This is a genomic window from Trinickia sp. (assembly GCF_051961175.1).
Classification (GTDB): domain Bacteria; phylum Pseudomonadota; class Gammaproteobacteria; order Burkholderiales; family Burkholderiaceae; genus Trinickia.
Genome location: NZ_JBQCDN010000431.1, coordinates 1 through 21,713, shown reverse-complemented (window position 1 = coordinate 21,713; position 21,713 = coordinate 1). Strand labels below are relative to the sequence as shown.

19 protein-coding genes, 2 tRNA genes and 1 pseudogene are annotated in these 21,713 nt (G+C 61.9%); 16 read left to right on the top strand and 6 right to left on the bottom strand.

From position 1 onward, the window contains the following. The 4 genes and pseudogenes from ACTHL0_RS24455 to kdgD form a co-directional block, all read left to right on the top strand. Nucleotides 1–186, top strand: a pseudogene (locus tag ACTHL0_RS24455) (LysR family transcriptional regulator); the annotation flags it as partial. A gap of 189 nt (nt 187–375) precedes the next feature. Continuing rightward, nucleotides 376–1,761, top strand: coding sequence for an MFS transporter (locus ACTHL0_RS24450; RefSeq protein ID WP_440569643.1), 1,386 nt, complete (start codon nt 376–378; stop codon nt 1,759–1,761). A gap of 38 nt (nt 1,762–1,799) precedes the next feature. Further along, a complete protein-coding gene (gene gudD / locus ACTHL0_RS24445; protein WP_440569642.1) occupies nt 1,800–3,140 on the top strand; it encodes a glucarate dehydratase in 1,341 nt (446 codons plus the stop codon). Between the two features lie 59 nt (nt 3,141–3,199). Next, a complete protein-coding gene (kdgD, locus tag ACTHL0_RS24440; protein ID WP_440569641.1) occupies nt 3,200–4,117 on the top strand; it encodes a 5-dehydro-4-deoxyglucarate dehydratase in 918 nt (305 codons plus the stop codon). A 59-nt stretch (nt 4,118–4,176) separates the two neighbouring features. On the opposite strand, the gene ACTHL0_RS24435 is transcribed toward kdgD, so the two are convergent. After that, nucleotides 4,177–4,815: an SGNH/GDSL hydrolase family protein gene (locus tag ACTHL0_RS24435; protein WP_440569640.1), complete on the bottom strand. Its 639-nt coding sequence runs from the start codon at nt 4,813–4,815 to the stop codon at nt 4,177–4,179. A 350-nt stretch (nt 4,816–5,165) separates the two neighbouring features. Between ACTHL0_RS24435 and ACTHL0_RS24430 the strand changes: the two genes are divergently transcribed. Next, complete coding sequence (locus ACTHL0_RS24430) at nt 5,166–5,993, top strand: isocitrate lyase/PEP mutase family protein (RefSeq protein ID WP_440569639.1); 828 nt, start codon at nt 5,166–5,168, stop codon at nt 5,991–5,993. A gap of 25 nt (nt 5,994–6,018) precedes the next feature. Here the strand turns inward: ACTHL0_RS24430 and ACTHL0_RS24425 are convergent, their stop codons facing one another. Further along, complete coding sequence (locus ACTHL0_RS24425) at nt 6,019–6,399, bottom strand: VOC family protein (protein WP_440569638.1); 381 nt, start codon at nt 6,397–6,399, stop codon at nt 6,019–6,021. 256 nt (nt 6,400–6,655) lie between these two features. Further along, complete coding sequence (locus ACTHL0_RS24420; protein ID WP_440569637.1) at nt 6,656–7,084, bottom strand: tautomerase family protein; 429 nt, start codon at nt 7,082–7,084, stop codon at nt 6,656–6,658. Between the two features lie 114 nt (nt 7,085–7,198). Here ACTHL0_RS24420 and ACTHL0_RS24415 point away from each other — a divergent pair, with 114 nt between their 5' ends. The 3 genes from ACTHL0_RS24415 (at nt 7,199) to ACTHL0_RS24405 (ending at nt 9,575) form a co-directional block, all read left to right on the top strand. Continuing rightward, complete coding sequence (locus ACTHL0_RS24415) at nt 7,199–7,795, top strand: TetR/AcrR family transcriptional regulator (protein WP_440569636.1); 597 nt, start codon at nt 7,199–7,201, stop codon at nt 7,793–7,795. 102 nt (nt 7,796–7,897) lie between these two features. After that, entirely contained in the window at nt 7,898–9,043 is a 1,146-nt protein-coding gene (locus tag ACTHL0_RS24410) for a hypothetical protein (RefSeq protein WP_440569634.1), read from the top strand. 166 nt (nt 9,044–9,209) lie between these two features. Further along, nucleotides 9,210–9,575: a hypothetical protein gene (locus tag ACTHL0_RS24405; protein ID WP_440569633.1), complete on the top strand. Its 366-nt coding sequence runs from the start codon at nt 9,210–9,212 to the stop codon at nt 9,573–9,575. 201 nt (nt 9,576–9,776) lie between these two features. On the opposite strand, the gene fabI is transcribed toward ACTHL0_RS24405, so the two are convergent. Further along, nucleotides 9,777–10,571, bottom strand: coding sequence for an enoyl-ACP reductase FabI (gene fabI / locus ACTHL0_RS24400; protein WP_440569632.1), 795 nt, complete (start codon nt 10,569–10,571; stop codon nt 9,777–9,779). A 200-nt stretch (nt 10,572–10,771) separates the two neighbouring features. Between fabI and ACTHL0_RS24395 the strand changes: the two genes are divergently transcribed. From ACTHL0_RS24395 to ACTHL0_RS24375, 5 genes are all read left to right on the top strand, one after another. Continuing rightward, complete coding sequence (locus tag ACTHL0_RS24395; protein WP_440569631.1) at nt 10,772–12,592, top strand: extracellular solute-binding protein; 1,821 nt, start codon at nt 10,772–10,774, stop codon at nt 12,590–12,592. A gap of 101 nt (nt 12,593–12,693) precedes the next feature. Further along, nucleotides 12,694–13,740, top strand: a complete 1,047-nt coding sequence (locus ACTHL0_RS24390) for a microcin C ABC transporter permease YejB (RefSeq protein WP_440569629.1) — start codon at nt 12,694–12,696, stop codon at nt 13,738–13,740. An 83-nt stretch (nt 13,741–13,823) separates the two neighbouring features. After that, a complete protein-coding gene (locus ACTHL0_RS24385) occupies nt 13,824–14,855 on the top strand; it encodes an ABC transporter permease (RefSeq protein WP_440569644.1) in 1,032 nt (343 codons plus the stop codon). Next, a complete protein-coding gene (locus tag ACTHL0_RS24380) occupies nt 14,852–16,489 on the top strand; it encodes an ABC transporter ATP-binding protein (protein WP_440569628.1) in 1,638 nt (545 codons plus the stop codon). The genes ACTHL0_RS24385 and ACTHL0_RS24380 overlap by 4 nt, the downstream gene beginning before the upstream one ends. A gap of 136 nt (nt 16,490–16,625) precedes the next feature. Beyond that, nucleotides 16,626–17,345 (top strand): C40 family peptidase, encoded by a 720-nt coding sequence (locus tag ACTHL0_RS24375; RefSeq protein ID WP_440569626.1) that lies wholly within the window; start codon nt 16,626–16,628, stop codon nt 17,343–17,345. Between the two features lie 160 nt (nt 17,346–17,505). On the opposite strand, the gene ACTHL0_RS24370 is transcribed toward ACTHL0_RS24375, so the two are convergent. Continuing rightward, a complete protein-coding gene (locus ACTHL0_RS24370; RefSeq protein ID WP_440569624.1) occupies nt 17,506–18,453 on the bottom strand; it encodes a patatin-like phospholipase family protein in 948 nt (315 codons plus the stop codon). Nucleotides 18,454–18,712: 259 nt separating this feature from the next. Here ACTHL0_RS24370 and gltX point away from each other — a divergent pair, with 259 nt between their 5' ends. Further along, the gene (gene gltX, locus ACTHL0_RS24365) at nt 18,713–20,122 is read left to right on the top strand and encodes a glutamate--tRNA ligase (RefSeq protein WP_440569623.1); all 1,410 of its coding nucleotides are present in this window, start codon (nt 18,713–18,715) and stop codon (nt 20,120–20,122) included. Between the two features lie 105 nt (nt 20,123–20,227). Next, nucleotides 20,228–20,303: transfer RNA gene (locus tag ACTHL0_RS24360), tRNA-Ala, on the top strand. 377 nt (nt 20,304–20,680) lie between these two features. Here ACTHL0_RS24360 and ACTHL0_RS24355 read toward each other — a convergent pair. Then, complete coding sequence (locus ACTHL0_RS24355; RefSeq protein ID WP_440569622.1) at nt 20,681–20,866, bottom strand: hypothetical protein; 186 nt, start codon at nt 20,864–20,866, stop codon at nt 20,681–20,683. Nucleotides 20,867–21,588: 722 nt separating this feature from the next. Between ACTHL0_RS24355 and ACTHL0_RS24350 the strand changes: the two genes are divergently transcribed. Then, nucleotides 21,589–21,664 (top strand) — tRNA-Glu (locus ACTHL0_RS24350). Nucleotides 21,665–21,713: the final 49 nt, after the last annotated feature.

The following is a 21,713-nucleotide window of genomic DNA, read 5'->3' as shown; positions in this document are numbered from 1 at the left end:
GGCATCGGTGCCGCGTTGATTCCGCAGGCGGCGACGCGGCTGCGGTTCGAAGGCGTCGTCATGCGCCCGATCGACACCGATCCGCCGCGGCCGGTCGAAACGATCTGCGCGTTTCGGCGCAGCAACGATAATCCCATTCTGACGATCGTCAAAAACCACATCCTGCCGGCCTTCGCCACGCGATGAACTCAGCGAACCGCTGCAAGGCGGTCCGGTCGCATCGCAGGCCCTTTCATCGATCTATCCAAATTTTGAATCGGTCGAGTCACTTGTTGATTTGATCCTGAATCGATCTCCTCCGAGAATGTAACGGACAACACACTCCGGAGCGATTCGCCGGCACACGGCGAAGGCTTCGAATCGGAGGAGACGGAGATGGAACAGGTACACGCGCCGGATGGGGCGAGTGGGACAAGTGGGGCGAGTGCGCCGATCGCTGGCAAGCTTGCGTCCCGCACGCGGTGGGGCATCCTGGCGATGCTCTTTATCGTGACGACGATCAATTACGCCGACCGCGCGACGATCTCTATTGCCGGTGCGGCGATCCGCAAGGCGATGGGCCTTTCGCCCGTCGAAATGGGCTACATCTTCTCGGCGTTCGCGTGGTCGTACGTCATCGCGCAGTTGCCCGGCGGCTGGCTGCTTGATCGATTCGGCTCGCGTATCACCTATTTCTTCAGCATTCTGTTTTGGTCGCTCTTCACGCTGTTTCAAGGCGCGGTCGGCTTTCTGACGGGCGGCGCGGCGGTCGCCGTCTTGTTCTTGCTGCGCCTCGCGGTCGGCGCGGCCGAGGCGCCGTCGTTTCCGGGCAATAGCCGCATTGCCGCCGCGTGGTTTCCCTCGCACGAGCGAGGCTTGGCCGCTGCGATTTTCAACTCGGCTCAGTACTTCGCCACCGTGTTGTTTGCGCCGATCATGGGATGGCTCGTGCACACCTACGGGTGGCAGAGCGCGTTCGTGTTCATGGGGGTGGTGGGCATCGTGTGTGCGGGGTTTTGGCTCAAGGTGATCCACGGGCCGATGGAGCATCCGGGCGTCAGCGAAAGCGAGCTCAGGTATCTCGAGGAAGGCGGTGCACTCGTCGCGCTCGATGCCGTCCGTGGCGAGGCGAAGCCCAAACAAGTCGAGACCTGGGCTTGCGTCAAAGAGCTGCTCGGCAATCGCATGTTGCTCGGCGTCTATATCGGCCAGTACTGCATCACGACGCTCACTTACTTTTTCCTGACATGGTTTCCCGTGTATCTCGTCCAGCAGCGTGGCATGACGATCCTGACGGCAGGGTTCGTCGCATCGCTGCCGGCGATCTGCGGGTTCCTCGGCGGGATCATTGGCGGCTGGCTGTCGGATCGGATGTCGACGTCGGGCTTCTCGTTGTCCGCGTCGCGCAAGACGCCGATCGTCATCGGCATGTTGATGTCGATGAGCATGATCGCGTGCAGCTATATCAGCGACAACACGCTCGTCGTCATCGTGATGTCGCTTGCATTCTTCGGTAAAGGCGTGGGTGCGCTCGGATGGGCTGTTGTGTCGGACACTTCGCCGCGCGAAGCCGCCGGCTTATCGGGCGGGGTGTTCAATACGTTCGGCAATACGGCAGGCATTACGACACCGATCGTCATCGGCTACATCGTGCAGGCAACGGGCTCATTCGCTGGCGCGCTGGTATTCGTTGCCGCGAATGCGGCGATGGCCATCGTCAGCTACCTCTTCATCGTCGGCGAAATCAAGCGCGTGCACCTCGTGAAATCGCTGGCGAGGTGACATGTGCCGCCGATCCTTTCTACTCAGCGGAGCGTTTAATGAATACGACTTTTTCCGGCACGCCGGTCGTGACCGACCTGCGGGTCATCCCGGTTGCGGGCCAGGACAGCATGCTGCTGAATCTCAGCGGCGCGCATGGTCCATGGTTCACGCGCAACATCGTCATCGTACGGGACAGCGCCGGCCGCACGGGCCTTGGCGAAGTGCCGGGCGGCGAGACAATCAGAAAGACGCTTGAAGATGCGCGCGCGCTCGTCGTGGGGCAGCCCATCGGCCGGTACAACGAAGTGCTGAACGCGATGCAAGGCGCGTTTGCCGATCGCGATGCGGGCGGGCGTGGCCTGCAGACATTCGATCTGCGCACGACGATCCACGCGGTGACCGCGATCGAATCGGCGCTGCTCGATCTGCTCGGGCAATGCCTCGATGTGCCCGTCGCGGCACTGCTGGGTTCGGGGCAGCAGCGCGATGCGGTGGAGATGCTCGGTTATCTGTTCTACGTTGGCGATCGAGGCAAGACGTCACTCGATTATCGAGCGGAGCAGGAAGCAGACGACGCGTGGTTCCGTTTGCGGAACGAGGCGGCACTCAGCCCCGAGGCCGTGGTTCGGCTCGCCGAGGCGACGCAGGCGCGCTACGGGTTCAACGACTTCAAGCTCAAAGGCGGCGTATTCGAAGGCGAAGCAGAGATGGAGGCGATCGGCGCCCTGCATGAGCGTTTCCCCGATGCGCGCCACACGCTCGATCCGAACGGCGCCTGGTCGCTCGCCGAAGCGGTGCGTCTGTGCCGCGACAAGCACGGGGTATTGGCCTATGCGGAGGATCCGTGCGGGGCGGAAAACGGCTATTCGGGCCGCGAAGTGATGGCCGAATTCCGCCGCGCCACGGGCTTGCCGACCGCGACGAACATGATCGCGACCGACTGGCGCCAGATGGCGCATTCGATTCAATTGCAATCGGTCGACATTCCGCTGGCCGATCCGCACTTCTGGACGATGCAGGGATCGGTGCGCGTGGCGCAGTTGTGCCAGATGTTCGGGCTCACGTGGGGATCCCACTCGAACAATCACTTCGATATTTCGCTCGCGATGTTCACGCATGTTGGTGCGGCCGCGCCGGGCAAGGTGACGGCGATCGACACGCATTGGATTTGGCAGGACGGGCAACGCCTGACGCGCGAGCCGCTGCGGATCGTTGGCGGCAAGATCGAGGTGCCGCGCAAGCCGGGCCTTGGCATTGAGATCGACATGGACGAAGTTGAGAAGGCGCATGCACGTTATCAGAAGCATGGTCTGGGCTCGCGTGACGATGCCGTTGCGATGCAGTACCTGATTCCCAACTGGAAATTCGACAACAAGCGTCCGTGCCTCGTGCGCTGAGCCCCACGACTTCCGCCATTCACTCTCTATTCACGAACATCACGCGCAGGACCCAGATCATGACTACACCGCAAGAACTCAAGACCATCATTTCGCAGGGGCTCTTATCTTTCCCCGTGACTGACTTCGACGCTCGCGGCGACTTCCGGGGCGACACCTATGCGGCTCGCCTCGAATGGCTCGCACCCTATGGCGCCAGTGCGCTGTTTGCCGCTGGCGGGACGGGAGAATTCTTTTCGCTGACGAAGAGCGAGTACTCGCAGGTCATTCAAACGGCGACGGAGACCTGCAAGGGCAAGGTGCCGATCCTGGCTGGCGCGGGTGGCCCCACACGTGTGGCAATCGAATACGCGCAGGAGGCAGAGCGCAAGGGTGCCCAGGGCATTCTCTTGATGCCGCATTACCTGACCGAAGCATCGCAGGAAGGCATCGCCGCGCACGTCGAGCAGGTCTGCAAGGCCGTGCCGAAGATGGGGGTGATCGTTTATAACCGTGCGAATTCCAAACTCAATGCCGATATGCTCGAGCAATTGGCCGATCGTTGCGAGAACCTTATCGGCTTCAAGGACGGGGTCGGCGAGATCGAGGCCATGGTGACGATCCGCCGCCGGCTTGGCGATCGCTTCGCTTATCTCGGCGGTTTGCCGACGGCGGAAGTTTACGCGGTGGCCTACAAGGCACTCGGGGTGCCGGTGTATTCATCGGCCGTGTTCAATTTCATTCCTAAGACGGCCATGGCGTTTTACCGCGCGATTGCATCCGACGACCATGCTACCGTGGGGCGGCTGATCGACGATTTCTTCCTGCCGTACCTCAAGATCCGCAATCGTCGCGCGGGATACGCCGTGAGTATCGTGAAGGCGGGCGCGAAGCTGGTTGGACGCGATGCGGGCCCCGTGCGCGCGCCGCTGACGGATTTGACAGATGACGAAACTGCGCAGTTGGATGGGCTGATCAAGAAGCTTGGGGCGCAGTGAGGCGGGATGCATCGGGGGCCTGCCTGCGAGTGCTTCGCTGCAGGACCTTAGCGCATCGGTCAGGCAAGCGTGACCTGCACGATGTCCGCAATGGCCCGGCCGAGCGCGACGTGCTGCTCGGCGTCGAGATGAATGCCGTCTCGAGGGCTTGTCGTTGTCACTGTGCCTGCGTCGAATATCATGCAGCCGTGTGAGGTTGCGACATCGCCGTACGCATCTGCGAGGCCAACGCACCGGTGTTCACTGCCGAGGAACTTGGGCATGGTGGGGCCATCGGGCACCCTGATGGCCGGTGGCACGACGATCAGTATGGGCGGAACAGGCATACCGGGTTCGACAGGGGCATGGCGTATCGAATCGATCAAGGCGCTGATGCCCTGGGCTGAATGCCATGCGGTGTGGGCATGGATGGCTTGAAAATCGTTGGTGCCGAGCATCAGGATGACCAGGTCCAGCGGCGAGTGCATTTCGATGACTTGCTGGATACCTTCGATGCCGTTGCGCCCTGGCTTGAATGGATCATCCCATACGGTCTTGCGGCCGTTCAGGCAGTTCTCGAATACGCGCGCCGCCATGCCTCGGGCATGCAGGATATTTTCCATCACCCCAGGCCAGCGTGCATCGAAGGGCAGGCGCTGACGCGTTCCAGGAACGATGCCCCAGGACAACGAATCGGCGTAGACGAGAATCTGTTTCATGTTGGAGGTGCCCTTGGTGGGCGCACAAAAGGAAACGCCACCGGCCTTCGGTGGCGTTGCCCGATGGGGCTCATCCTGCGCTGGAATTTTTTTGCTAGTCGATTATACAGGGCGTCGAGTTTTGCTATTTTCGGCACACAGACGTTCCGCAATAGCGGCCGAAAGCCGTTATGCCGCGTCCCCACTACGAGAATCAACAGCGCTCACAGCGTACCGGCGCGCTATGCTCCTGGGAGCAGATATGGCTTAGCGACTATCGATGCCAAGGCGCTTTATTCGGCCTGGGTCAGTCGACGACGCCTATTTGCGTCCCGCTGTATGCTGGGTGCCTTTCTCTTCTGGAGCTTGTCATGTCACGTACCGTCGCCGAAAAACGCGCTGCCTTCCGTGCCTTGCACGCATCGGGCTGCTTCGTGCTGCCGAACCCCTGGGATGCCGGCAGCGCCCGCTATCTGGCCAGCCTCGGTTTCCAGGCGGTGGCCACGACGAGCTCGGGATTCGCCTGGTCGAATGGCCGCGCCGATAACCATGTGAGCCGCGAGGCGGTGCTTGCGCATCTACGAACCATCGTGCAGGCAACCGATCTGCCCGTTAACGCCGATTTCGAAAACGGTTTCGGCGCCACGCCCGAAGAAGTGGCCGAAAGCGTCAAGCTGGCAGTCGCAGTCGGTGTGGCGGGCCTGTCGATCGAAGACTCCACGGGCGACGCCGGCTCCCCGCTGTTTCCGATCGAAGTGGCGGTGGCCCGGCTCAAGGCCGCGCGTCGGGCGATCGACGAAAGCGGCGGCGATACCTTGCTGATCGGCCGCGCAGAGAACTTTATCGTTGGCGTGCCCGATTTGGACGATACCCTCGCGCGGCTCAAAGCCTACGCGGCGGCAGGCGCCGATTGCCTCTATGCGCCGGGCATCGGGACGGCCGAGGAGATCAAAGCGGTGGTGCAGGCCGTGGCGCCGAAACCCGTCAATGTGCTGATCGGCGCGAACTCGTCCTTTACGATTGAAGATCTCAAGGGGTTGGGCGTGCGCCGCGTCAGTGTGGGCGGCGCACTCGCGCGGGCCGCTTGGGGTGGGTTCATGCGCGCCGCGCAGTCGCTCGCGCAAGGGCGTTTCGATGGATTCGGCGATGCGGCGTCCGGCGCACAACTCAATGGCCTGTTCGAGGGGGATTCCCGGTAAAGCGCCAGGGCGCGAGTGGCCTTCGCTAATGCCCTCCATACGGGCGCGTCAGGATCTCGAGAAGATGGCCGCTCGGATCCTCGAAGTAAGCGCCGTGCCCGCCGTCGCGCGTATTGATTTCGCCTTCGTGCCGCTGGGCCGGATCAGCCCAATACCGTACGCCGCGATCCTTGATGCGCCCCATGATTTCAGTGAACTCGGTTTCACTGACGAGAAAGGCGTAATGCTGCGAACTGGGTGCCTTATCGGCCCGCAGGTAGTCCATCGTGACGTCGTTGCTGAGACGGACAGTGAGAAATGGCCCGAACGGTGTGGGTTCGGGCAGCCCGAGAATATCGGTGAGAAATGCGGCGGACGCATCCCGATCGTGGGCATAAACAATGGTGTGGTTCAACGCGACGCTCATGGCTGCAAACCTCCCTATCCGAGCGGTGCAGGGGCGGGCGGGCGCAGCCGGCGACCAAGCGATCGAGCACAGTGATCGTCGTTCCGACGCACACTCGGCCCGGGCCGCGCTTCACCTGCCTGTTCGACGAGTTTACGCGCGTTTCGGGCTCACGGTACGCCGTCGCCGCACCACGAGCCACCCCGCGGTGCGGCGACGTTCTCAACACGGCTCGACCGCCCATGCAGGGCGGCCAACCGCGCGAAGCGCGCAAGCCTTATCGGGCGGGCGCCGCAGCCTGAATCGCACCGCCCAGCGCAGCGTTGTCATAGCCTCGCCCGCCAATTCCCCAAGCGCCATCCGCGGCATAGACGACGTTCACCCACACGCGCTCGGGCACGATCCGGCCGCTCGAGGCCCGCGCGACGATCTGTGTCGCGCTTTCGATGAAACGCCGCTTGGCATCGGGCGACGCCAGCGCCACCGCCGGCAGCTTCAATTCGACGAACGCGGCCTCCGCTGCGGCGCCACCCGAGAAGATCCGATTGCGCGGCAACACGTTCAACGTGCCCACGACGTTCGGCACCATAAACGCGTTATCTTGCAGCCCCTCGATGTCGAGCAGGGTGTCGGTCAGTTCGGCGAATACCTTCGCCTCGGTATCGGCATTGAAGACGCCTTCCGGCACGGTCAATGTGATTGGCATAGCACTTCCTCCAGGTCGGTTGACTGGTACGTGATATAAATAGCGATCGCTCTCTATAGAATACATACCATCTGCTCTCTATGCAATAGAGAGTGGGTGCTCTATAAGATATTTATGCGCTACTCCATCGAACACAAGCAAGAGACCCGCGAGCGGATCCTGGACGCCGCAGCCCGGTTGTTCCGGCGCGAAGGGTATGGCGGTTCCGGCATCGGTCCGCTGACGAAAGAAGCCGGCGTGACGAACGGCGCGTTCTACGGCCACTTCAAGTCGAAGAGCGAGGCGTTTCGCGCCGTGGTGCTGTCCGGCATGCAGCAATTGAAAGACGCCGTCACGGCGCTGAAAGCGGAGCAGGGGGCGCGATGGCGTCGCTCGTTCATTGCGTTTTATCTTGGCCAGCGCCGTACGTGCGACCTCGATGAAAGCTGCGCGCTCGTGAGCCTTTCGCCCGAGGTGATGCGGGCCGACGACGAGACGCGCGACGAATACGAGAAGGTACTGGCCTCGATCATCGAGGAAGTGTCGTCCGGGCTACCCGATTTACCGGGGGATGATCATGACGACCGCGCGATTGCGCTTTTGTCGTTGTTGGCCGGCGGTGTTACGCTGGCGCGCGCCGTGCGCGACCCGGCCGTGTCGGAGCGCATCGCGCATGCGGTGAGCCGCTACGCGACTGCGCTGACAGAGCCGGCGGAGCCGGATCGGGATTAGCGCGAAGGCGCAGCGATGTTGCCTGAGGCCGGCGAACGGGCGAAGGCATCGAAGCGTCCGGCGGTAGCAAAGAATGAGAGACCCAAAGAAAACGAGAACGACATGAAAAAAATTCGCATGCTCCTTTCGGTCGTGCTGTCCCTGTTCGTCGTGCTGATCGCGCGGCACGCATTTGCGGCGCCCGCGCCATCGGCCGATTTCGTATTGGACGTCCCTGCGGAGTTCACTGCCTCTTCGATCACGGCTGTCGGAGATGGGCTCTATTGCGTCTCCGGCGATGTCTTCCATGACGAGGTCCCGAACTACAGCGCAATGGTGGCGCTCGTCGATTCGCGCACACGGCGCACGCGCTGGAAGACCAACATCCCCTATGCCAAGGATCATTACCAAAACTCGGCGGGCAAGTGCATTCGCGACGGCGAGTTCTACTACGTCCTGACCGAGGAACGCACGGATTCATTCGAAGCGCAGAGTCATACTCAATTGATCGTGAGCAAGATTTCGTCGACGGGCAAATTGCTGAAGAGCCAGCGGGTCGATGTCGCCAGGGATGTCTGGTCGAACCTGTTCGAGGCGGGCCCGGAAGGGTTGTCGATAGTCGGGGGGGCAAGCACCGATTCGGTCGGTCGCGGCGGCAGGCGCAGCTTGTTCTGGGACCGCCTCGATCGAGATCTTTCGCGCAAGCAACTCGTCGTATTGCCGACAGGCGCCTTCTGGACCGGGACGTATGCGAAGCTCGACGGCGCGAGCTTGGTCATTTCTGGAGCGTTCCTGGCCAACGCCGGTACGGGCGCATCTGCGCGCGAAGGGTACGCCGTTTCCAAGGTGGATCTGAGTCGAGAACGGTATGTTTGGTCGACGTTCGTTTACCCGTTGAAAATGGAAGCTCAGAGGGCTGTGTCGGTAGCGGACGGCAGCATCGCGTATGTCGGCGTCAATGAAGATCATCTGTTGGTCTCGGTGATCGATGCGTCCGGACGCGTGGCGCGGAGCATGTCGGCGCAAAAGGCGGTGTGCAGCGTGGATGCCCTGGGCGTCAAGGCCGCGGCGTTGCAGGTTGTGGGTACGCGTTGCGGCAAACCGCAGTCGACGCTGCTGCTCGATATGGATCCCACGACAGGCGCGATCGCGTCGTCCCGGGATATCGGCGAGGGTACAACGGCCGCGTTGATCGACGGCGACGCCATATGGATGGTCCTCGCGAAGCCCGATTCCGATCGCAAGATATTCCGCCGCGTGCCGCGTTGAGTTCGCAGGCGAACCTCCTGCGTCATTCGTTGGATGACTGGAGCAGTCGGTACATCTAACCTGTTCGAAGATGTTCTGCAGCAACAGTTACAAGTTTGAAATACGCCTATTGGAGCCGCCGCGCTATAGTTCCTCGCAACCACGCTACGTATTCAAAGGTGTCAACATGAAATCGCTCATTCGCATTGTCTCGTTGGCCGCCGGCGCGCTTGCCGTCGGTGTTTCCAGTTCGGCGATGGCGAGGGTGGATGTCGGCGTCAACATCGGCATTCCTGCGCCGGTGTACGTCGCCCCGGCGCCGGTCTATGCGCCGCCGCCGCCGCCGCCCGTGATCTATCAGCCGGCTCCCGTTTATGTGGCGCCCGCAGTGGTGATTGGCTGGCATGGCGATCGTTATTGGGACGGCGACCGCTGGTGGGGGCGCGACGAGTGGCGCCATCGTGGCTGGGATCACGATCGCGGTTGGGATCACGATCGGGGCCACGGCTGGGGGCATGACCACGGCCATGGTCACGGCCATGGCGATGACTGATCGCGCTCAACTTAACGAGTGGCAATCAGGGTAGAGGTTTCGGCGCGAGCCTTTCAGGGGCAGGCCGGAGAAAAGCAAAACCGCCTGGGCGTGCGCCGCAGGCGGTTTTCTTTTATGCGCGGCACCGGTGGCGCGGGTGCCTCCAGCATTCGAACGGCGAGTACGCGTCAGCGTCAGACACGTCAATCGCAACGCTTCGTCTTACTCGGCTGCTTCGGGTGCCATTCCGCCGACAACGGTGCTGAAACCGCTATCGACGTGCATGATCTCGGCGGTCACGCCGCTCGCGAGATCGGACAGCAGGAACGCGGCCACGTTGCCCACTTGCTCGATCGTCACGTTGCGCTTGAGCGGCGCATTGTGTTCAACGAAATCGAGGATCTTGCCGAACCCTTTGATGCCGCTGGCGGCCAGCGTCTTGATCGGGCCTGCCGAAATGCCGTTCACGCGAGTGCCCTTGGCGCCGAGCGAGCCGGCCATGTAGCGCACGCATGCTTCGAGCGCAGCCTTTGCCACGCCCATCGTGTTGTAGTTCGGGACGACCTTCTCGGCGCCGAGGTACGAGAGCGTGAGCAGCGAGGCGTTCTCGGACAGCAGCGGCAGTGCGGCTTTGGCCAGGGCAGGGAAGCTGTACGCCGAGATGTCATGCGCGATGCGGAAGTTCTCGCGCGTCATCCCATCGAGAAAATCGCCCGCGATGGCTTCGCGCGGCGCAAAGCCGATCGAATGCACGAGGCCGTCCAGCTTCGGCCAGTGCTGGCCCAGCGAGGCGAACAGCGCTTCGATCTGCGCGTCGTCGGCGACGTCGCACGGAAATACGAGTTCGCTGCCGAATTCAGCGGCGAATTCGGTGATGCGGTCTTTAAAGCGATCGCCGACATACGTGAAAGCGAGTTCGGCGCCTTCGCGTTTGCAGGCTTGCGCGATGCCGTAGGCAATCGAGCGGTTCGACAGCAGACCGGTCAGCAAAATGCGTTTTCCAGCGAGAAAGCCCATGAATTCTCCTAGCGTTTTCGGTGCCTCGCGCCCTGCGCGCGAAGCGCGGCGCGGCGGTGGCGGATAGGGTGCGGGTAGAATTCTCTCACATTGCCACTCCCGATCCTCCAATGAAGGCGACGATCCCCCTTAGCCGACGCTCGGATGTAACGCCCGGTGCGCGTAAGCGCCGCATATTCGGGGCACTAGTGTGTGGTTTCATGTGGGCGCTCGTCGCGGCGACACCGGCGCACGCCGTCTATGCGATCGCGCAATTCGGCGAGCCCAAGTACCCGGCGGGCTTCCAGCACTTCGACTACGTGAACCCCGACGCACCGAAAGGCGGCACGCTCGTGCTGGCCAACCCGAGCCGGCTCACGAGCTTCGACAAGTTCAATCCGTTCACGCTGCGCGGCAATGCCGCTCCGGGGCTTGGCATGCTGTTCGAGAGCCTGACGACGGGCAGCAGCGACGAAGTGGCATCGGCTTATGGTCTGCTCGCCGACGATATCCGGATCGCGCCCGATCGCCTCTCGGTCACGTATCACATCAATCCGGGCGCGCGGTTCTCCAACGGCGATCCGGTGACGGCCGCGGACGTCAAGTACTCGTTCGATACGCTGAAGAGCCCGCAGGCCGCGCCGCAGTTCGCTGTGTTCTACGGCGATATTACGCGGGCGGTCGTGGTCGATCCGGCCACGATCCGCTTCGAGTTTCGCCAGGCGAATCGCGAATTGCCGTTGATCGCGGGCGGCATTCCCGTTTTCTCGCACAAGTGGGGGCTCAACGCGGACGGCACGCATGTGCCGCTCGATCAACTGGCGTTCCAACAGCCGATCGGCAGCGGCCCGTACGTCATCGATCACTACGACGGCGGCAATACGATCACCTACCGGCGCAATCCGTCGTATTGGGGCGCGTCGCTGCCCGTGCGCGTCGGCACGAATAACTTCGATCGCATTACCTACAAGCTGTATGCCGACAGCACCGCGAGGCTCGAGGCGTTCAAGGCGGGGGAATACGATGCGCTCGTGGAGTACGTATCGCGCAATTGGGTACGGCGGGACGTCGGCAAGCGTTTCGACGACGGCGAACTCATCAAGCGTGAGTTCCGGCAGCACAACGGCGCGGGGATGCAAGGCTTCGTGATGAACTTGCGGCGGCCCTTGTTCAAAGACGTTCGCGTGCGGCAAGCGCTCGATCTCGCGTTCGATTTCCAGTGGTTGAACCGGCAGCTGTTTTTCGGGGCGTACACGCGGCTCGACAGTTACTTCGCCGACAGCCCGCAGCAGGCAACGGGCATGCCGGGCGCAGGCGAACTTGCGATTCTCGATCCGCTGCGCGCGCAGCTCGATCCGGTGGTATTCGGGCCGATGACGGTGCAGCCGAATACCGATCCGCCCGGTTCATTGCGCGCCAATCTGCTGAAGGCCCGCGCGCTGCTGGCGGAAGCGGGCTGGCACTATCGCAATGGCGCCTTGCGGAACGAAGCGGGGGAGCCCTTCAGCTTCGAGATTCTCGACGATTCCGGACAAAGCGCTGCAATCGCGCCGATCGTCGGCGCGTACACGCACAATCTGAAGAAGCTCGGCATCGACGCCACTTACCGGGCGGTCGATTTCGCGCTGATCCAAAAGCGCTACAACGCGTTCGACTTCGATATGACGATGTTGCGCTATCCCGAAGTGCAGGTGGCGGGCACGGAAGAACTGTCGCGCTTCGGCAGCAAATCGGCCGACGAAGAAGGATCGGACAATCTGATGGGTTTGAAGTCGCCTGCGGTCGATGCCATCCTGCACACGCTGGTGCGCGCGCAGACGAAAGATCAACTGCTCGACGCGACACACGCGCTCGATCGGGTGCTGATGCACGGCTATTACGTCGTGCCGCAGTGGTACAACGCCACGCATCGCGTGGCCTATGCCCGCTCGCTGCGTTACCCGCAGACGCTGCCGCTGTACTATTCGGCGGAAGATTGGATTGTGTCGACCTGGTGGTTCGCGCCGTCGTCGCCGAGTGGCAGCCAGGCCGCGGCGCATTGAAGGTAAATAAACAGAAGGCGAGTGAGGCGAACCGCATTGCGCGTGGGCGCTTACACCTTGCTTAGTCAGATTGCTCTTCGCTCATCCACGGGTGCTCGATTATGTGGAGCTACATCCTCAAACGGTTGCTGTTGATGATTCCGACGCTGCTCGGCGTGCTGACCGTGACGTTCATCGTCATTCAGTTCGTGCCCGGCGGTCCGGTCGAACAAGCCGTCTACGAATTGCGCAAAGGCGCAACGCAGGAAGGGCAGGCGCCGCCGTTCGGCCTGCGTGCGCATACGGGCGTCGACGCACAACAGGTCGCTCAACTCAAAGCGCTCTACGGCTTCGACAAACCGCCGCTCACGCGCTATGGGCTCATGTTGTCGCGCTTCGCCCGCTTCGATCTGGGGCAGAGCTATTTTCATCATGAAAGCGTGTGGTCGCTCGTCGTCTCGAAGCTGCCCGTCTCGATCAGCATCGGGTTATGGACATTCTTTCTGACCTACCTGATTTCGATCCCGCTCGGCATCGCCAAGGCCGTGCGCAACGGCTCGTCGTTCGACGTCGCCACGAGCCTCGTTGTGCTTGTCGGTTACGCGATCCCGGGCTTCGTACTCGGCGTATTGTTGCTCGTGCTGTTCGGAGGCGGTTCGTTCCTGCAGATCTTCCCGCTGCGCGGCCTGTTCTCCGATAACTTCTCGCAGTTGAGCCCGCTCGGCAAAGTCGTCGATTACCTTTGGCATATCGCGCTGCCGGTGACGGCTTCAGTTGTCGGCAGCTTTGCCGTCGTCACGATGCTGACCAAGAACGCGTTTCTCGACGAGATCAAGAAGCAATACGTGCTGACGGCGCGCGCCAAAGGCTTGAACGAAAAGCGGGTGCTGTGGAAGCACGTGTTTCGCAATGCCATGCTGCCGCTCGTGGTCGGATTTCCGGCGGCCTTCATCGGAGCGTTCTTTACGGGCAGCCTGCTGATCGAAACGCTGTTTTCGCTCGATGGCCTCGGGCTGCTGTCGTACGAATCGGTCGTGCGGCGCGACTATCCGGTCGTGCTCGGCACGCTCTATCTCTTCACGCTGATCGGGCTCGCCACGAAGCTCATCTCGGATCTTTGCTACGTCTGGGTCGATCCGCGCATTCAATTCGAACGACTGGAGCGCTAACGTTGAGCCAAGTTCGCCCCCGTACCGGTCCCGATGCCGTGGCGCGCAGTGCGCTGCTGGGCCTGCCTGCTTCGCCGTCGCCGATGCGCCGCGTATGGCGGCGCTTCAAGGCGCAGCGGCTCGGTTACTGGAGCCTCGTGCTGTTCGTCGTTGCGTTTGCCGCGAGCCTGGCCGGGCCGCTCTGGTCGAACGAGAAGCCGCTCGTTGTCCGCTATGACGGACACTATTATTTCCCCATCGCGAAGACCTACGCCGAGACGACGTTCGGCGGCGACTTCCCGACGCCGGCCGATTACCTCGATCCGTATGTCCGGCATCGCCTCACGTTGCCGGGCAATTTTGCGATTTATCCGCCGAACCACTACTACTACGACACGCTGAACTATTTCTCACGCGAACCGAATCCCGCGCCGCCTTCGCACGAAAATTGGCTCGGCACCGATGCGCAAGGGCGCGACGTCTTCGCCAGGCTGTTGTATGGCTTTCGCGTATCGGTCGAATTCGCGCTGGTGCTGACGCTGATCGGCAGCGTCATCGGGATCGTCGCGGGCGCGGTGCAAGGCTTTTTCGGCGGTCGCATCGACATCGTCGGGCAGCGCCTCATCGAAATCTGGAGTGCGTTGCCCGAGCTTTATCTGCTGATCATCTTCGCGTCGATCTTCGAGCCCAGCTTTCTGTTGCTCATTGTCTTGCTGTCGCTGTTCGGATGGATCGGCTTGTCCGACTACGTTCGCGCCGAATGTCTGCGCAATCGTAACCAGGACTATGTGCGCGCCGCGCGCGCCATCGGGCTGTCGAACTGGCAGATCATCTGGCGCCACGTGCTTCCCAACAGCATGACGCCCGTCATCACATTTCTACCGTTTCGAATGAGCGGATCGATTCTCGCGCTGACGAGCCTCGACTTCCTCGGCCTGGGGGTGCCCGCGCCGACGCCGAGCCTCGGCGAATTGCTCTCCGAAGGCAAAGCCAATCTCGATGCGTGGTGGATCTCGCTATCGACGTTCGGTGTGCTCGTCGCCACGCTGCTGTTGCTGACGTTCATGGGCGATGCACTGCGTAACGCGCTCGATACACGCATCGCCGATGCGATGCGTGCCGGAGGCAACCAATGAGTGCACAGGCTATCGGACAAGCGGCTCAGGACGCCGTGCACGCGCCGCTGCTCGAACTCGAGCACCTGCGCGTGGCATTCGGCGATACCGTTGCCGTCGATGATTTGACGTTCGCGATCGGGCAGGGCGAGCGTGTTGCACTCGTCGGCGAATCGGGTTCGGGCAAGACGGTGACCGCGTTGGCGATCTTGCGATTGCTGGGCGACGCACAAATAAGCGGCGCCATCCGTTTCGGGGGAGAAGAACTGCTCGGCAAAAGCGAGCGCGCGATACAGGGCCTGCGCGGCTCGCAGATCGCGATGATCTTTCAGGAGCCGATGACGGCGCTCAATCCGCTGTTCACGGTGGGCGAGCAGATCGCCGAAACGATCGTCGCGCACGAGGGTGTCTCGCCGCAACAGGGCCGCATGCGCGCCGTCGAACTGCTGGCGCGAACGGGCGTGACCGAGCCTGAAAAGCGGGTGCTCAGCTATCCGCACCAGCTATCGGGCGGTCAGCGTCAGCGCGCGATGATCGCGATGGCGCTGGCCTGCCGCCCACGCCTGTTGCTGGCCGACGAGCCGACCACCGCGCTCGATGTCACGATCCGCGCTCAAATCGTCGATCTATTGCTCGATATTCAGCGCGACGAGGCGCAAAAGCGCGGCATGGCGGTCTTGCTGATTACGCACGACCTCAATCTCGTGCGGCGATTTGCGCAGCGCGTCGCGGTGATGGAGCAGGGCGTGCTTGTCGAAAGCGGCCCGGTCGACCGGATCTTCGAAGCCCCCCAGCATCCGTACACGCAGCGTTTGATCGCCAGCCGCCCGCAGCGTCACGTGACCCCGGTGCTGCCGATCGCCCCCGTGCTGCTGGATGCACAGGACGTCTCCGTATCGTTCGCAACGAAGCTGCCCGGCATGCGCGGTTGGTTTCGCTCGGGCCGCTTCGACGCCGTATCGAATGCCACCTTGAGCGTGCGGCAAGGCGAGACGCTCGGCATCGTCGGCGAATCGGGCTCGGGCAAATCCACGCTGGCGATGGCGCTGCTCGGGCTGCAGCGGACGGCGCAGGGCGCGATCGAATTCCAGGGCCGGCCGCTGTCGAGCTACCGAGGTCACGACCAGACGGCGCTGCGCTCGAATCTGCAAGTGGTGTTTCAAGATCCATTCAGCTCCCTTTCGCCGCGCCAGACGATCGAGCGTATCGTCGGCGAGGGGTTGGCCCTGCACCGGCCACAGCTTGATCCGGCCGCGCGCCGCGAAAAGGTCATCGCAGCGCTGCGCGAAGTGGGGATAGATCGGACGTCGCTTTCGCGATATCCGCACGAATTCTCGGGCGGGCAGCGGCAACGGATCGCGATTGCGCGGGCCATCGTGCTCGAGCCGCGCTTACTCGTGCTCGATGAGCCGACCAGCGCGCTCGATGTCTCAATTCAGCAGCAGGTGCTGACCCTCTTAAGTACCCTGCAACACAAGTACAACCTGGGGTTCGTATTCATCAGTCACGACCTGGCGGTGATCGGGGCCATGGCCCATCGGGTGGCCGTCATGCAAAACGGTGCCATCGTCGAAACAGGGGACGTCGAAAAAATCTTCTCCCAACCGCGGCATCCGTATACGCGAAAACTCTTGGAAGCGAGCCTGCAAGAGTGAATCGCGGCAATTGTGACGCTACCCCGATTGTTTTTTTTAATTTGTTTTGACATTCGTTTCTATCGTGGCTAGTATCGTCCAAACTTTTCGCAGTTCACTCGCAATCCTCTGATTCTTAAGCAAAACCTACCGACCAATGCAGCACCGATATTTTGCCCAGGCTTGTACGCGCGTCGTCGCCGGCATGTTCATTGGCGTGTTGATGACGGCAGCAGCCGGCGCGTTCGCAGACGAAACGAGCATTTCGCAGCAATCCGCTTCTCCCGCATCGGCTCGTATCGAGTCCGATGCCTCGTCCTCCTCTCTCGCTTCCCCCACCGCAGCCCCGAGCGATACCACCACGAGCGGCCGTGCCAAGGCGTTCTTGTCGGGCGTCGCGGGTAAGGCTGGCGATGTGGTTGTCGGCGCGCTCAATATGATCGGCGTCCGTTATCGTTGGGGCGGCAGCTCCCCCGATTCGGGGCTCGATTGCAGCGGTTTCGTGCGCTACGTGTTTCAAGACACGCTGGGTTTGGCCCTGCCGCGCCGCGCCGAAGAGATGAGCCGAGTCGGAGAGAAGGTCCAGATGGCGGATCTGAAGCCGGGCGATCTCGTTTTCTTCAACACGATGCGCCGTTCGTTCTCGCACGTCGGCATCTACATCGGCGGCAACAAGTTCGTGCATTCGCCCTCGACGGGCAGCACGATCCGTGTCGACGATCTGGATGACGGTTATTGGGAAAAGCGCTTCACCGGCGCGCGCCGGATTGAAACGGCTTTCCCGATCAAGGCTGACGATCTGCGTAAGCGCGTCAGCGCGACGCTCGGTGGTAACGCGGCTGCAGGCGGCGACGCAGGCGGCGCGGGCAAGAACTGATCGATGACGATGTCGACTCGCCGGCGGCGATAATCCGCCGGTGGTTGTATCGGCTGCAGAAAAGAAAAAGCAAAAGCCCGCATGCAAGCGGGCTTTTGCTTTTTCTTATGCGCCCGGCATGGGCGCATTCTTATCTTTGCTGCGTCTGCGCGAGCGGCGCTTAAGCCGCCGCGGCTGTTCCCGCGCGCCGGTCGGCGAGCTTGCGCTCCAACTCCGGCCAAAGCTTCGAGACGGCCGCTTCACCGGCCAGAATCGCTTCGTTGCGGTGGGCGAAATCGGCGCCGCTCATTGCAGAGAGGGCCGGGCGAATAACGAAGTCGGCATAGCGTTCCAGTTCGTACGTCTTGATCGTCTGCCCCATGATCGTGAACGTTTGGAGCAGGACGTCGAACGAACTCGTCGTTTGCCCCGTTTCGGGATCGGCCGAAATATCGACGGCGATCACGAAGTCGGCGCCCATCTTCCGCGTGAACGAGGCCGGCACCGGGCTCACGAGCCCGCCGTCGACATATTCGTGTCCGCCGATCTTGACCGGCTCGAAAATCGACGGGACGCTGCTCGAGGCGCGCACCGCGATGCCCGTATCGCCTCGTTGAAACAGGATCGGCTGACCGTTGCGAAGATTGGTGGCGACGACGCCGAACGGCTTGACCATCTTTTCGATCGGCCGATTGTGCAAGGTCGTATTCATGTAGTTCTGCAGCGCGATACCTTGCAGGAAACCGCGCGTGCGAAACGGCATGGCCCAATCGCTGATCGACGCTTCGTCCATCGTCAACGCCAGCTTGTTGATTTGCAGGCCGCTCATGCCCGAAGCGTAGAGCGCGCCGACCACCGAGCCGGCGCTCGTGCCGCAGACGATGTCCATCTGGACGCCACGCGCTTCGAGCGCTTTGATCACGCCGATATGGGCGAAGCCGCGTGCGGCGCCGCCGCCCAGGGCGAGCCCGATGCGAAGGGGCTTGGCCGGAGCGGCCGGCGGCCGGGCCGGGGTGGCGTTCGATTCCGGTGTGGTGCGTGTAGCCGGCGAGGTGCAGGCCGCGAGCAGGGCCGATGCACAGGCAATGGAAAAGCCGCGGCGGGTCAGTCGAGGGGAAGACGGTTTCAAGTTATCTCCAGCAGCGCGTCGAACGAGACGGGCATCGATGCGCCGGCCAAGGGCCATGCCCCGCCGGCACGCCGCGCGGGACGCGGCGCGCGCACATCATACGGCAAAGCGATCGTGCGCGGCTGAGCCCTTCCTCAGGTCTGGCGGCTTGCTTCGAACCGGGCGGGCAGGGCAGGGCGCCGGGTATAATTGCGATCTATTTTTCTTCGCTCGATGGCATGTGGCTTGTCTTCATGCCGTCGAACTACCGACGCTATCTATGACCACCGTCCGCACCCGTTTCGCTCCGAGTCCCACTGGTTTCATTCACCTCGGAAACATTCGCTCCGCGCTTTATCCATGGGCGTTCGCGCGCAAGATGCAAGGCACGTTCATCCTGCGGATCGAGGATACGGACGTCGAGCGCTCCACGTCCGAATCGGTCGACGCCATTCTCGAAGGGATGGCGTGGCTCGGTTTGAACTTCGACGAAGGCCCGTTCTATCAAATGCAGCGGATGGACCGGTATCGCGAAGTCGTCGCGCAGATGCTCGAGCAGGGGCTGGCGTACCGCTGCTATATGTCGATGGAAGAGCTCGAAGCATTGCGCGAGCGCCAGCGTGAAGCGGGCGAGAAGCCGCGCTATGACGGGACCTGGCGTCCCGAGCCGGGCAAGACGCTGCCTACGCCTCCGGCCGGTGTCGAGCCGGTGATTCGCTTCAAGAATCCGATTGGTGGCGTCGTGGCCTGGGACGATGCCGTCAAGGGGCGCGTGGAAATCTCGAACGACGAACTCGACGATCTGGTGATCGCGCGGCCCAACGGTACGCCGACGTATAACTTCTGCGTGGTCATCGACGATCTCGACATGCGGATCACGCACGTCATTCGCGGTGACGATCACGTGAACAACACGCCGCGGCAGATCAACATCTTGCGTGCGCTCGGTGGCCAGACGCCCGTCTACGCGCACTTGCCGACGGTGCTGAACGAGGCCGGCGAGAAGATGAGCAAACGGCACGGGGCGATGAGCGTAATGGGTTATCGCGATGCCGGCTATTTGCCTGAGGCGGTGCTGAACTATCTCGCCCGGCTCGGTTGGTCGCACGGCGACGCCGAAGTCTTTTCGCGCGAGCAGTTCATCGAGTGGTTCGATCTCGATCACCTGGGCAAGTCGCCCGCGCAATACGATCACAACAAGCTGAACTGGCTCAACAACCACTACATCAAGGAAGCGGACAACGCGCGCCTTGCTGAGCTGGCCAAGCCGTTCTTCGCCGAAATCGGCATCGATGATGCCGCGCTTGCACAAGGTCCCGATGCGGCAGCGGTGGTGGGGTTGATGAAGGATCGCGCGAATACGATCAAAGAGATCGTCGAGAACGCGGCGATGTTCTATCGCACGCCGGCGCCGGAGCCTGAGGCCGTGGCCCAGCATGTGACTGATATTGTGCGTCCCGCGTTGGCCGAACTGGCCGCTGCGCTGCGCGGTTGCGAGTGGACGAAGGAGGGGGTGGCGGCTGCGTTGAAGGCTACGCTCGCGGCGCACAAGCTCAAGATGCCGCAGTTGGCGATGCCTGTGCGTTTGCTCGTGGCCGGTACGACGCACACGCCGTCGATCGACGCGGTGCTCGTGTTGTTTGGGCGGGAGTGTGTGGTGAGTCGCATCGAAGCGGCGCTCGCTGCTTGACGAGCGACCCCTTCGACGGTCGCTTCGCAAAAATATGCAAAAAGATCGACGAAGGGTATTTACAAGACTGATAGAGCTCCATATAATCTCATTTCTGTTCTGCAAGGGGGTATAGCTCAGCTGGGAGAGCGCTTGCATGGCATGCAAGAGGTCAGCGGTTCGATCCCGCTTACCTCCACCACCCGATCATCCGGGGCGGTCCAGAACAGTCAGAAAAGCCTTGAGAAATCGAGGCTTTATCTTTTTCTACGGTCCGTAGAATTCCCCATATTCCGCAGTGTTCCCGCGTTTGCGCCTGACTTACGGCTGAGCTGCTCGAGTTGCTCGGGATCCTCCCTGGGGGTATTCGGCGGTCTTGGTTCCGGTGTATGGGGTGCCTCTGATTGCGCATCACAATGCGGCAGTTTCTCGTGCCACGCGTCCGATTCTTCGGTTCGCGTTCTTCGAAGCTGTCAGTTGCTACGAAACGCTCAACTAACGCGTTTCGAGCCTGACGATCCCACGCGCCGCTATTAATCTCTCGTCCGGTGGCCGCTGCCAATCCTAGGCCAAGAGTGTCTACTGGTTCCGGGGAGGGCCAACCAGCGCGTCGTACAGCGTCAGCGCGGCGCCGATACCCAAGCCCACTGCGAAGACCGCCGTTGCCATGGCGATCGCGCGCTCGAATCCGTCCGGGGTATCGAAGATCAGTTCGCCGTCGTCGAGCCGCGCGGCAGCCCACTCATAGGCATCCAATACGTTCATATTCGTGCCCCCGGCGTGTTCGAATCAGAGCAGATGCTCGACACCGTCGTAGGTGCGCGCCACTTCCTGAATGGCGAAATCCTTCACCGACTGGACTCTAACCGGCGCGTCGCCTTGATACTGATGCGGATGGTAGCGATCTCGATATTGTCGACGACCCGCCTCCCGAGCTGTTGCTGCTTCGCGAGATGTCGCTGTTCGACATCGGCGGCATCCAGTGCGCTCTGCAGGATCTGCTCGGCGTGCCGTTGGACGTTCTCGCGCCGAAAGGCCTCTCACTCAAATTCAGAGTGGCTGTATTGGCCGAGGCTGTGCCCGTATGAACGCGAAGCAACAACGGATGAGGCTGCCGCATTACCTTTCGTACATGCTTGAGGGCGGCGATCAAAGCCGAGTGTCCACGAACCTGCGGGGCAGGGGGCGAGTTCGCGGCCAGCGAGCCACTTGTCGGCATGGGGTTCGCGGTCGGCGGCTGCGTCGCGACCCGAATCGGAAAACTGCTTGCGCAAATACATAACGCATGCGTATAATTCAGGGCTCTGCTGTTCGAGGTGTCGCGTGTAGTTCGATATTGCGCGATGCACCGAGCGCGCGGTGTTGAAGTGCTTTCAAAGTGCGGTAGACGAAAGAAAAAACTTCACAAACGCCGAGCGACGAGTTAGAATAGCGTTCTTCGCTGTTGACGAAAGTTGAAGCGAAAGCGCAGTAAGTGAAAAGATTTTGTCCCCTTCGTCTAGAGGCCTAGGACATCACCCTTTCACGGTGAGTACAGGGGTTCGAATCCCCTAGGGGACGCCAAACATCGCGGTGCTTCATCGAAAGTGAGGCGTTGCAGCTTGCGAAACGA

Bases quoted from the DNA above. Each gene is read 5' to 3' on its own strand.
- ACTHL0_RS24450 (WP_440569643.1), top strand. From the start codon at position 376: ATGGAACAGGTACACGCGCCGGATGGGGCGAGTGGGACAAGTGGGGCG.
- gudD (WP_440569642.1), top strand. From the start codon at position 1,800: ATGAATACGACTTTTTCCGGCACGCCGGTCGTGACCGACCTGCGGGTC.
- kdgD (WP_440569641.1), top strand. From the start codon at position 3,200: ATGACTACACCGCAAGAACTCAAGACCATCATTTCGCAGGGGCTCTTA.
- ACTHL0_RS24435 (WP_440569640.1), bottom strand. From the start codon at position 4,815: ATGAAACAGATTCTCGTCTACGCCGATTCGTTGTCCTGGGGCATCGTT.
- ACTHL0_RS24430 (WP_440569639.1), top strand. From the start codon at position 5,166: ATGTCACGTACCGTCGCCGAAAAACGCGCTGCCTTCCGTGCCTTGCAC.
- ACTHL0_RS24425 (WP_440569638.1), bottom strand. From the start codon at position 6,399: ATGAGCGTCGCGTTGAACCACACCATTGTTTATGCCCACGATCGGGAT.
- ACTHL0_RS24420 (WP_440569637.1), bottom strand. From the start codon at position 7,084: ATGCCAATCACATTGACCGTGCCGGAAGGCGTCTTCAATGCCGATACC.
- ACTHL0_RS24415 (WP_440569636.1), top strand. From the start codon at position 7,199: ATGCGCTACTCCATCGAACACAAGCAAGAGACCCGCGAGCGGATCCTG.
- ACTHL0_RS24410 (WP_440569634.1), top strand. From the start codon at position 7,898: ATGAAAAAAATTCGCATGCTCCTTTCGGTCGTGCTGTCCCTGTTCGTC.
- ACTHL0_RS24405 (WP_440569633.1), top strand. From the start codon at position 9,210: ATGAAATCGCTCATTCGCATTGTCTCGTTGGCCGCCGGCGCGCTTGCC.
- fabI (WP_440569632.1), bottom strand. From the start codon at position 10,571: ATGGGCTTTCTCGCTGGAAAACGCATTTTGCTGACCGGTCTGCTGTCG.
- ACTHL0_RS24395 (WP_440569631.1), top strand. From the start codon at position 10,772: ATGTGGGCGCTCGTCGCGGCGACACCGGCGCACGCCGTCTATGCGATC.
- ACTHL0_RS24390 (WP_440569629.1), top strand. From the start codon at position 12,694: ATGTGGAGCTACATCCTCAAACGGTTGCTGTTGATGATTCCGACGCTG.
- ACTHL0_RS24385 (WP_440569644.1), top strand. From the start codon at position 13,824: ATGCGCCGCGTATGGCGGCGCTTCAAGGCGCAGCGGCTCGGTTACTGG.
- ACTHL0_RS24380 (WP_440569628.1), top strand. From the start codon at position 14,852: ATGAGTGCACAGGCTATCGGACAAGCGGCTCAGGACGCCGTGCACGCG.
- ACTHL0_RS24375 (WP_440569626.1), top strand. From the start codon at position 16,626: ATGCAGCACCGATATTTTGCCCAGGCTTGTACGCGCGTCGTCGCCGGC.
- gltX (WP_440569623.1), top strand. From the start codon at position 18,713: ATGACCACCGTCCGCACCCGTTTCGCTCCGAGTCCCACTGGTTTCATT.
- ACTHL0_RS24355 (WP_440569622.1), bottom strand. From the start codon at position 20,866: ATGAACGTATTGGATGCCTATGAGTGGGCTGCCGCGCGGCTCGACGAC.